Source organism: Streptomyces sp. NPDC127106 (genome assembly GCF_042677605.1).
GTDB lineage: Bacteria > Actinomycetota > Actinomycetes > Streptomycetales > Streptomycetaceae > Streptomyces.
This window is the reverse complement of sequence record NZ_JBHXTC010000031.1, coordinates 1-9,358: the sequence shown is the minus strand read 5'-3', so window position 1 is coordinate 9,358 and position 9,358 is coordinate 1. Positions and strand designations below refer to the sequence as shown.

The 9,358-nt window shown below is 70.4% G+C and carries 13 protein-coding genes; all 13 read left to right on the top strand.

Annotated features, from left to right (window positions below; all coding sequences use genetic code 11):
• Window positions 1-162: 162 nt before the first annotated feature.
• A complete protein-coding gene (locus tag ACFVGY_RS23815) occupies window positions 163-1,128 on the top strand; it encodes a DUF6884 domain-containing protein (protein WP_385680528.1) in 966 nt (321 codons plus the stop codon).
• Window positions 1,129-1,323: 195 nt separating this feature from the next.
• Window positions 1,324-1,977: a hypothetical protein gene (locus tag ACFVGY_RS23810; RefSeq protein ID WP_385680526.1), complete on the top strand. Its 654-nt coding sequence runs from the start codon at window positions 1,324-1,326 to the stop codon at window positions 1,975-1,977.
• 94 nt (window positions 1,978-2,071) lie between these two features.
• Complete coding sequence (locus tag ACFVGY_RS23805) at window positions 2,072-2,737, top strand: hypothetical protein (protein WP_385680524.1); 666 nt, start codon at window positions 2,072-2,074, stop codon at window positions 2,735-2,737.
• Between the two features lie 53 nt (window positions 2,738-2,790).
• On the top strand, window positions 2,791-3,000 hold the full coding sequence (locus tag ACFVGY_RS23800) for a hypothetical protein (protein WP_041134957.1): 210 nt from the start codon (window positions 2,791-2,793) through the stop codon (window positions 2,998-3,000).
• A gap of 397 nt (window positions 3,001-3,397) precedes the next feature.
• On the top strand, window positions 3,398-3,769 hold the full coding sequence (locus tag ACFVGY_RS23795; protein WP_385680522.1) for a DUF3846 domain-containing protein: 372 nt from the start codon (window positions 3,398-3,400) through the stop codon (window positions 3,767-3,769).
• Between the two features lie 66 nt (window positions 3,770-3,835).
• Entirely contained in the window at window positions 3,836-4,102 is a 267-nt protein-coding gene (locus ACFVGY_RS23790) for a hypothetical protein (protein WP_385680520.1), read from the top strand.
• A complete protein-coding gene (locus ACFVGY_RS23785; protein WP_385680518.1) occupies window positions 4,099-4,647 on the top strand; it encodes a hypothetical protein in 549 nt (182 codons plus the stop codon). The genes ACFVGY_RS23790 and ACFVGY_RS23785 overlap by 4 nt, the downstream gene beginning before the upstream one ends.
• Window positions 4,648-4,984: 337 nt before the next feature.
• On the top strand, window positions 4,985-5,239 hold the full coding sequence (locus ACFVGY_RS23780; RefSeq protein ID WP_385680516.1) for a hypothetical protein: 255 nt from the start codon (window positions 4,985-4,987) through the stop codon (window positions 5,237-5,239).
• 174 nt (window positions 5,240-5,413) lie between these two features.
• On the top strand, window positions 5,414-5,872 hold the full coding sequence (locus ACFVGY_RS23775; RefSeq protein ID WP_385680514.1) for a DUF6573 family protein: 459 nt from the start codon (window positions 5,414-5,416) through the stop codon (window positions 5,870-5,872).
• Window positions 5,873-6,061: 189 nt separating this feature from the next.
• Window positions 6,062-6,493 carry a hypothetical protein gene (locus tag ACFVGY_RS23770; RefSeq protein WP_385680512.1) on the top strand — a complete coding sequence of 144 codons (432 nt, stop codon included), beginning with the start codon at window positions 6,062-6,064 and terminating at the stop codon, window positions 6,491-6,493.
• A gap of 262 nt (window positions 6,494-6,755) precedes the next feature.
• On the top strand, window positions 6,756-7,553 hold the full coding sequence (locus ACFVGY_RS23765) for a methyltransferase (protein WP_385680510.1): 798 nt from the start codon (window positions 6,756-6,758) through the stop codon (window positions 7,551-7,553).
• Between the two features lie 111 nt (window positions 7,554-7,664).
• Window positions 7,665-8,015 (top strand): DUF3846 domain-containing protein, encoded by a 351-nt coding sequence (locus ACFVGY_RS23760; protein WP_385680508.1) that lies wholly within the window; start codon window positions 7,665-7,667, stop codon window positions 8,013-8,015.
• Window positions 8,016-8,101: 86 nt separating this feature from the next.
• On the top strand, window positions 8,102-8,407 hold the full coding sequence (locus ACFVGY_RS23755; RefSeq protein WP_385680506.1) for a hypothetical protein: 306 nt from the start codon (window positions 8,102-8,104) through the stop codon (window positions 8,405-8,407).
• The last annotated feature ends 951 nt before the right edge of the window (window positions 8,408-9,358 follow it).

Here is a 9,358-nt window from a genome sequence, read left to right as displayed (position 1 = left end):
GGGGGGGGGTGGGTCGGCCCCGCTGGTCCGGCCCCCCCCCACCCCCCCCCCCGCGGGGGGGGGGGGGGGCCCCCCCCGCGGGGGGCCCCCCCCCCCCCCTCGGCGCCCCCTGCCACACCGGCCCCGAAGCGCCACCGCGCGCCCGACCCCAGGAGTGCCCGCATGTCCACCACCGCCCTCCCCGCCGAGCAGCTGCCCCGCCCCCGCCGCCGGGTCGTCTACCGGGCCGGCGCCTACAGCACGGTCCACCGCTTCCGCCACGCCGCCGCCCACCTGGAAGCCTTCCGCACCGGCCGGCAGTGGCACGTCGACCAACTGATGCCCCGCACCGCCCCGGTGTCCCGCGAAGCCGTCGTACGCTGCGCCACCACCCTCGCCGACGCCGTGGCCCAGGCGGTCGTCCGGATCGACCTCCGGGCTGTCCAGGCACCGGACCACACGGACGACAACCTGCGCGCATACGCCGCCGCGGGATGGGACGTCGTCGATCGCACCACCGGCCGCGTGATGGCCTGGGCCCGCCGCCGCGTCGGTGACCCCTACCCCTGGCAGCCGGCCGAACACGAAGGCCTCGTTCCCGTGAACAGTAGCCGCAGCGCCGGCGCCGCCCTCGACGTACGCGAGACCCCCCGGTCGACGGCCCCCGGCCCGCTCGGGCCCGTCATCGTCGTACCCTGCAGCGGCGCCAAGGCGCCCACCAGGACAGCCCTACCGGCCCGCGACCTCTACACAGGCAGCTATCACCTCCTGTGCCGACAGACGGCCGAGCGACTCGCCGGCGTCAGCGGAGACGTCGTCGTCCTCTCCGCGCAGCACGGCTTCGTCACCCTCGACGAGCCGCTCTACCCGTACGACCTGCGAATGGGCCAGCCCGGCTCCGCCACCGCCGAGCTGCTCGCCAGCCAGGCGGCCCAGCTCGGCATCCTGCCCGGCCCGCGGCCGGTCGTCGCCCTCGGCGGCCGCGCCTACGTCCAGGCCGTCACGCAGCTGCGCCCGGACACCCTGCAGCCGCTCGCCGGCTGCCGAGGCATCGGGGAGCAGCGCGCCCGCCTTGCCCGCCTGGCGCGAGCCGAGCAGCCGCTCGAAGTGCTCCACCAGCTGACCACCACGGCCGCGCCGACGGCCTGAAAGCCGACAACCGACTGGCCCCGCCCGTTTACGGGCGGGGCCAGTTCTGCGTAGCGGGAGCGGCGAACGCGGGGGTCTGAGCAGCGAAAACAGGTCCGAAGACCCCCCGATGGTGATGAATGAATGCTATAGTTGTCTTGTGGTCGGCGGTGGCAGTCGACCGAAACCGGAAACCCACACACCCTGGAGAACCGCATGCCCCTGGACTTCACCCACCCGCACGAATTCAGCTGCTTCGGCACGCTCCACCCCGACCACCTCGTTGCGTGGTCCTTCGGGGACCCCTACGTCGAGTGGGAGCTCACCGGCCTCTTCTCCGGCCCCGGTACCTACACCACCGTCCCGCTCGACGCCGAAACGGACATGCACTACCACCCCGGCGACCAGGGAGCCCCCAACACCGTGGCGCAGCACCTCGCCGCCCGCTACGGCTTCGACGGCCTCGACGTCCGGGGCCCCGTCCACTTCACCGGCCCCAGCGGCGAGACCGACCGCGCCCTGGGCATCGCCCCGGACGCCTTCGACGTCCTCTACGAGCGGGTCAAGGACATCTGCGCCGACCTCGGCGTCCGCACCTGGCGCAAGCTCCACCCCGGCGACACCGTCAGCGTCCGCTACACCGACCTGGAACGCGGCGACACTTACTGGTTCCTGAACACCCCCCACCGCTTCCAGCACTTCAGGGACTTCCCCGCCGACAGCAAGACCCTGGAGTTCATCCCGAACGCCCGCATCCTGGTCTGCGACGACGAGTTCACGGTGACCGCCTACGGCACCTACGAGTGCCGCGCGGACCGCGCCCCCGCTGGGTACTGGCAGCGCACCGGCAACCAGCTTCTCCCCGCCTGACCCGCCCCCTCCCCCGGCCCGGCGCCGGGGGAGGGGTTCCCAGCCGACGGCCGGCCCGTACCGCCGGCCCTCCACACACCCCACAGGAGGAACGATGCACACCACCCTTCAGGACTGCCAGGACGCCCTCGAAGCCGCCCAGGACCAGGCCCAGGGCCTGACCAGAACCCTCACCGCCACCCTCGCCGACATGGACCCGAACGCCGCCTACCTGGTGCTGCGCCGAGACCCCCACTCCGGCGAACTCCACCTCGACAGCCTCCGCACCGCCGGCGGTGGCACGCGGTGCGTCTTCGACTTCGACGACGTGGACACCCTCCCCGGTCTCACCGACCCCGAACTGCGCACGGCCTGGGGCCGGACCGACCCGCGCGACCCTCAGGCCCTGCTCCAGGTCCTCCGCCACCTCGACCGCCTCGGCACCCCGTTTGGTCGGCTCCCCGACGCTGCCCAGGCGCAGGCCGACCCGTACGAGGACACGGCGGCCCTGCTGTGCCTCGTGGTCAACGCCGACGCGCCGGAGCCCGAGGGTCACGACCTGGAAGTGACCGTGTGCCTCGCCCTGACCGTGACCGAGGAGGTCACCTACGAATTCACCTCCGAGGTCCGTCTCCCCGCGTACATCGCCAACAACCCGAGCGCCCTCCACGGCTACCTCGCGGAGAACGAGGAACTCTGGCTCGACGACCTCGACCCCGTCAGCGGCGTCACCATCAACGAGCGCAGCCTGGACGACGTCGAACTCACCCTCGCCGCCTAGACCCCCCAAGACCGCACATGGGCGCTGAGGGCGTCCAGGAAGGCACGAAGCACATGCCGGAGTACAGCATCAGCTGGAACGTCGAGATCGACGCCGACACGCCCGTACACGCCGCCTTCGCGGCGCTGGCACTCCAGCGCGACCCCACGTCCTGGGCCACGGTCTTCACCGTCCACACGGACGACGGTGACGTGGTCGTCGACCTCAACCCCCACCAGCCGGGCCCGCCGCGACTGAGCGGCCCCTGGACCCTGACCGCATAGCCCCGAATCTCCTCGCGCCCCGGCGCGGCCCACCAGCCGCGCCGGGGCGCAGTCGTGCCCGGCCGTCCAGGTGCATCCCGCCGGCCGTGGCAGCCGGGCGCCCCCTCCAGGCCCATGGACGCGGTCGGCGCGCCCACGGCCGGCCGGGGAGCCTTTGCCGCGGCCAGCGCCGGCCCGCGCAGCCGGCCGCCTGGCCGCCTGGACGACGGCGCCCTGAAGCGCAGGACGGGGCGGCGGCACGTGCGCGGCGGCCGGCGCCCCTCGGGCATGCCGCTGAACAGGGGAAATAGCGGCCTGCACCGTTCCAAAAGTGATGAGTAGTGGGTATAGTTATGTCGTGGGTCGGTGGTGGCAGCCGACCCGCACCGAAAACCAACTCCCAGGAAAGGGGACCCCCATGCCCACCCTCCTCCAGAACGGCTACGCCCTGCGGGTCGAGCCCACCGGCGAATTCCGCCTGCTCGACTGGGACGCCGACACCTGCCCGCAGGACGCACTCGGCGCCGACCAGGTCCGATCCGTCGACCTGACCACCCAGCTGATCATGTGGACCGACGAGCTGGCCGTCCCGCTCGGCCTCCCCGCCAACGCCCCCGCGCGCCAGCTCCTCCACGCCTACCAGACCAACCCCAACCCGGTCTGCGGCGTGGCCGTCTTCACCGGGTCCACGCGCGGCGGAGCGCTGCTCGGCCTCACCGAGGACCAGGCGCTCATGCTCGTCGACCGCTACTTCAGCCGTCACCGCGACGTCCCCGGCCCGCGCCGCTAAACGCAGGTCACCCCCGGGCCCCGGAACCGAATTCCGGGGCCCTCGAATTCGACGAAAGGAAAACCCGTGAAATACACCATCATCGGAGACTGGTACGACGTCTCGGATCTCGCCCATTCGTTCGCGGTCGTCGCCGAGGGCGCGGATTACGAGGAGGCCAAGGCGAACGCGGCCGCCGCGGTGCTGGAAGCCTTCCCGTGGCGCGCCGAGGAGGACGGCGAGACCCCCGAAACCCTCTGGGGGGGCGACAACGGCGCCTACGTCGTCGCCGCCTTCCACGGAGACCTCGGCGCCCAGACGGTCGACGCCGCGAGCTTCCGGCTGATCGCATGACCGCCACCGCAACGCAGACGTACACCGTCATCGGCCTGACCCTCGACGTCGACCGCACGGAGCTGCTCATCGCGGCCGTCGTCGCGGGCACCGTCGCCGACCAGGTCGAGCTGCTGGCCACCGGCGAGGAGGACTTCACCCGGTGGGCCGAGGAGTTCAACGCCCCCGACCCGGACACTGCCGCGGACCTGGCCTACGCGTTCTGCCGCGACTTCGGCTACGCGGAGGAAGACACCGCAGGGGAGTACCTCCAGCGGGTCCTGGCCGAGGCGGGCATCGAAGCCACCAGCGGCGCGCACCCGGGCTCCAGCTGCTCCTGGATCGCCGTCCCCACCCCCGACGGCGGCGAGGTCCTGCTCACCGGCCAGGACCGGCACGAGGCCGAGGTGGACTACCCGCTGACCGATCACGCCGGTTGGCTCGCCTGCGCCTACGACGAGGACGGCGTCGAGTTCACCGTCCTGTACGACTCCCACACCCCCGACCTGGCCGCCGATACCGCCGCCGCCGTCGCGGCCGTAGCCGCCAGCGTCACGACCGACTAGACGCCCTCCCCCGCCATGCTGCGCCCCCGCCGTGCCCTGCCGCACGGTGGGGGCGCACTCGCGTTGCGGTCGGCAGATGTGCCGGGCTGGGCCGCTCCTGCGTCGGCCTCCCTCCGCACCCTCGGCGCGCCGGCCGCGGAATGCTCCAGCCGTGCCGGCCACGGGAGAAGCGCCGGCGAGCCTCGCTGCCGGCGGAAGACGGGCGGGCGGCAATTCACCCAGGTGGGCGGGCTAATGAGGGCACTGGAAGTGATCGAAGTGTGTTATAGTTGTCTTGTTGGTCGGCGGTGGCAGTCGATCACAAACCGAATCCACGCACAGCCGTGAGGAGACACCCATGTCCGACACCCTGCTCCGCACCCTCGACCTCGTCGAGCCCGGCGACCTGGTCCTGTACCAGGGCAGCAAGCCCGAGCACCACGGCCTCTACCTGGCTCGGCCGTGCGACTGCTTCTACTGCGGACGTGCGGACCACCTCGGGAGCGCCGACACCCGCTACCACCTCACCGACCCGTTCGCCGAGGACGCGGACGCCTGCGTGGTGCACCACGTGCGCCGCGCGTCCATCACCCGGTCGGCCGCCAACGCCTGACCCTCCCTCGGGGGGGGGGCCCCCCCCGGGCGCCCCCCCCCCGGGGGGGGGGGGGGGGGGCCCCCCCCCCCCCCCCCCCCGCGGGGCCCCCCCCCCCGGCCCCCCCCCCCGCCCCGGGCGGCGGGGAGTGGCACCCCGCCGCCGCCGAAGACATCGCTCACGAAAGGGCAGAGCATGACCGACAAGACCCTCATCAGCGGCACGACCCCCGAGGCGGAGCAGCCGGCCGTTTCCGTGGCCGACCTCTTCGGAGGAGTCATCCACGCGTACAGCCGCGCCAGCGCCCTCGCCGACGGGGTCCTGGTCGCCGTCGGCGAGGACATCGCCCGCGAGGCCGGGTTCACGGTCCCCGTGGCCCTCACCGCGGCCGCGTGGGCCGACTGCGTGGCCTGGACCGACGAGGACAACCGGCAGACCTTCCAGCACGAGTCGGGACGCCTTTGGGACGTGCTCCGAATGACCCACTACGCCATCAGGCGCTCGAACGACGGGACTTCCTGCACCGTCGAGCTCTACCGCGTTCCCCGCGACGGAGAGAGCCACCACAGCGAGCAGGCCTGGCTGCTGGCCACGTGCGGGCCCGGGGACGAGATGGAGCCCGTGCTCACGATCTCCCTGCCCGGCGAGGACTGACCGGCGAATGCGGCGCCCCACCCGGTAGAGGGCGGGGCGCCGCGAGTTCGCAGCGCCTCCCACGTGCGGAAATTCCTCCGGGAAAGATCCACGAAGCCCCCCGAGAATGATGAATATGAGGTATAGTTGTCTCGTTGGTCGGTGGTGGCAGCCGACCAGAAAACCGGAAGCAGACCGAGAGGAATCGGCATGACAATCACGTCGCACGACCGGACCCCGTACGAGGTTGAGCGCTCCGCTGCGCTGTTGCTGGGCTTCCTCAATGCGGTGGGGGACGGCTGTCACCATCTCGTCGTCGCGGCTTCCGCGAACGGCGCCACTCTCTCGGTCTCCGTGCCGTTTCACAACGACGGCGAGACGAGCGACCTGGACCCGGACGACGCTCTTGAAGCGATGATGGCGCTCACCCTCGCCGCCATGGTTGGCGGCGGCGCGGTGATTCGCACGAACTTCGCGGACGAGACCTCCGAAGTGATGGGCTGGAAGCTGGTGGAGTTCTACGCCAAGCCGCTCAGCGCCTCGGAGATCTTCAGCGTCTACTGCACGGACGCGGCAACCGGCGAGCTGATCCCGCCGGAGTGGGGTGTGGAGTACGTAGCCGCACCGCGTCTGACGGTCTGAATCGGGGGGCTCCGGGGCGCGGGCGCTTCGCCCCGCCCCGGAGCCGCTCCGGCCTGATCCCCTCCGTCCCTGCCCTGCTCGGCTGCCTCTACTCGGTCTGCGTGCAGGGGGCCGCGCTACCTCGCTCGGCCGGCCGTTGCGGGCAGCGCGCCACGAACCGGCGGCGCAGAGCGAAGTGTCTTTGTGTCGTTCTAGTTATTTCGTAGTCGGCGGTGGCAGCCGACCACAAACCGAATTCACACAGACTTTGAGGAGCTCCGTCGTGACCATGACCCGCGAAGAGCAGAAGGCGCACCGCGAGGCCCGCCGACTCGTCGCCCTCGCCCGCGACCTCACCGAGGACGAGAAGGACACCGTCGCCGAGCACTGGCAGGAGTCCAGTAGCGTCACGAACAAGCTCGACGGCGCCCACTTCACCCCGCTGGGCCTCGCGTCCGACCTTCGGTTCCACGTGGTCGGTACCCGGATCATCGACCTGTGCGCCGGTGTCGGCCGACTCGCCTACGCCGCCCGCGAGCTCTACACCCGCCGGTGGGAGGGACTCCCGCCCCGCGAGATCGTGTGCGTGGAGAAGAACCCTGACTACGTCACCGTGGGGCGCAAGCTCATGCCCGAGGCCCGGTGGATCGTTGCCGACGTGCTCACCATGGACACCGAAAAGCTGGGCTTGGGCGAGTTCGACACTGCCATCGCGAACCCGCCCTTCGGCCCCCGAGTCGAACGCCACGGGTCCGGCCCCCGCTACCGGGGCGACCGATTCGAATTCCACGTCATTGACCGCGCGGCCACCCTCGCCCGGCATGGTGCGTTCATCATCCCGCAGCAGTCCGCCCCCTTCCAGTACAGCGGCCGGCCCTCCTTCCAGCACCGCCCCAGCGAGCAGTACGCCCGCTTCCACCGTGAGACCGGTCTGACCTTGGGCGAGAACATCGGCATCGACACCAGTTACCACGGCTACCAGTGGCGCGGGGTGTCCCCCACGGTCGAAGTCGTCACCGCCGATTTCACCGATCCCGCCAGCGGACTTCTTCCGGCGCCCCCGTTCCCGACTTCGCGTTAGGGCCGAACGGTAGCTCCCTCGCGAGTGATGAGAGTGTGGTATAGTTTTCTTGTTGGTCGGGGTGGCAACCGGCCAACACCGAAAACTCACACTGCGACAGATGGAGCCACGATGACGATCGCGCCGACCGCCCTGCTCATCACGCCTGAGGCCGAGGTCATCCCGGTCGACCTGCCCAGCGACTCCGGGGACCGACTGACGGCCATGTACTCCCTGATGCGCTGCGACCAGGTGGACGTGGTGGCCCTGACCGACCAGCTGGACATGTGGCTGGACGACAACGGCCTCTACACCCAGCCGGTCAACCCGATGGCCACGCTGCTCGCGCGGCGCTTCGGCCGGACCTACCAGAACTACCACGGCCACGTGCTGCTGACCGGTGGAGCGGATGACGAGGGGGAGACCCTGCCGCTCGACAGGGACAAGGTGCTCGCCGTGTTGGCGACGCTCGCCGATCTCTGACGGCACCCCGGGGGGAGCGGCCGGAACGCCGCTCCCCCCGGCGAGCCACCCGCCGATGCCGTATCCGAGAGGGATGGAGTCCCCGAATGTCTGTCACCTTCTTTGCTGACGTTGCTTCCGAAGAAATCAACATGGCCAACGCCAACGCGGCCCGCGTGCTGGGCGTGCTTGGGTACGACGAGTTGGCGGGCGATGCGGAGGCTGACGACTTCCTGGGAAGGGTGCTGGTGGCGCTGGCGTTGGTGCCGGTGGATGCCGGACGCCCGGCGACGACCGAAGGCCGCTTCGTCGACTGTGGGCGCAGGGCGGGCTACATCCAGGAGCGGCTGGAGGAGCTGCGGGAGCTCGCCGAGGAGGCGCGGGCCCGGGGACTGCCGGTCTACTGGGGGTAAGCCGGGCCCGCCGGCTGGCGGAAGTGGCGCGGGCGCGGGGTGTTTTGACGGTGTGATAGCCGGTGTGGTGGTTGTGTGAGGGAGGCCCGGAAGGGCCTCCCTTTTCTTTTCCGGGGTGGTTTTTACTCGTTTCCCGGACGGGCTGAATTCCTCTCCTGCATTCTCTGACGCATCATCAGTTTCGGAGAGGGTGACGGTCCGTCCCTGACGCACTCCCGAGATATCTGAGGAGCGCGCCCGGGATGTTCCAAGGGAATTCGAAGCATCACCAATTAGGCCGTAAGGCCGTCCCGGAATTCCCCCGCACACCCCGCCCCCATAAACCCGGCCGCCCGTAAGGGCGCCCGCCCCCGACACCACGCCCGGAAGGGCGCTGAAACCCCCTCAGGAAAACCCGCCCACACCCCCACCCGAACCCTCCCACCCCACACCCCGCCCCACCCCCGGACACCCGCCCACACCCCCTCCCAACCCCCCAGGCCCCGACTGGGGCCCACACCCCCCACCCGGCACCCCCAACAACCCCCCAACCAGCCACCACACATGACACCAAACCCCAGACCCTAGCCACACCCACACAACGAAACACCCCCACACCCCCAAGGCTCCGAAGGAGCCCACACCACCCACCACCCCACCCGCCGACAGGCGGACCCCCACCCCACAACTAACACCCCATCAAATCCCGCAACGCGGGATCAAAAGAAAGCCTGAAAGGCTTTCAAAAACCCCCAACCAAGAATTGCCGAAAGGCAATTCAACCCCGCCCAACAAAACCCCCGAAGGGGGTTGACATAAACCACCCACGAATTCCCCGAAGGGGAATTCCCTGCGGGAATTGCCGAAAGGCAATTCCTTTAGGGGCATTTATGCCCCCTGTCTCGTTTACACATCTGACGCGGCCGCCGACAATGCAAGGGTTTATCTCGGTGGTGTGGGGCTTATAAACAG

Coding starts and splice junctions, on each gene's coding strand:
- ACFVGY_RS23815 (WP_385680528.1), top strand. CDS start 163: ATGTCCACCACCGCCCTCCCCGCCGAGCAGCTGCCCCGCCCCCGCCGC.
- ACFVGY_RS23810 (WP_385680526.1), top strand. CDS start 1,324: ATGCCCCTGGACTTCACCCACCCGCACGAATTCAGCTGCTTCGGCACG.
- ACFVGY_RS23805 (WP_385680524.1), top strand. CDS start 2,072: ATGCACACCACCCTTCAGGACTGCCAGGACGCCCTCGAAGCCGCCCAG.
- ACFVGY_RS23800 (WP_041134957.1), top strand. CDS start 2,791: ATGCCGGAGTACAGCATCAGCTGGAACGTCGAGATCGACGCCGACACG.
- ACFVGY_RS23795 (WP_385680522.1), top strand. CDS start 3,398: ATGCCCACCCTCCTCCAGAACGGCTACGCCCTGCGGGTCGAGCCCACC.
- ACFVGY_RS23785 (WP_385680518.1), top strand. CDS start 4,099: ATGACCGCCACCGCAACGCAGACGTACACCGTCATCGGCCTGACCCTC.
- ACFVGY_RS23780 (WP_385680516.1), top strand. CDS start 4,985: ATGTCCGACACCCTGCTCCGCACCCTCGACCTCGTCGAGCCCGGCGAC.
- ACFVGY_RS23775 (WP_385680514.1), top strand. CDS start 5,414: ATGACCGACAAGACCCTCATCAGCGGCACGACCCCCGAGGCGGAGCAG.
- ACFVGY_RS23770 (WP_385680512.1), top strand. CDS start 6,062: ATGACAATCACGTCGCACGACCGGACCCCGTACGAGGTTGAGCGCTCC.
- ACFVGY_RS23760 (WP_385680508.1), top strand. CDS start 7,665: ATGACGATCGCGCCGACCGCCCTGCTCATCACGCCTGAGGCCGAGGTC.
- ACFVGY_RS23755 (WP_385680506.1), top strand. CDS start 8,102: ATGTCTGTCACCTTCTTTGCTGACGTTGCTTCCGAAGAAATCAACATG.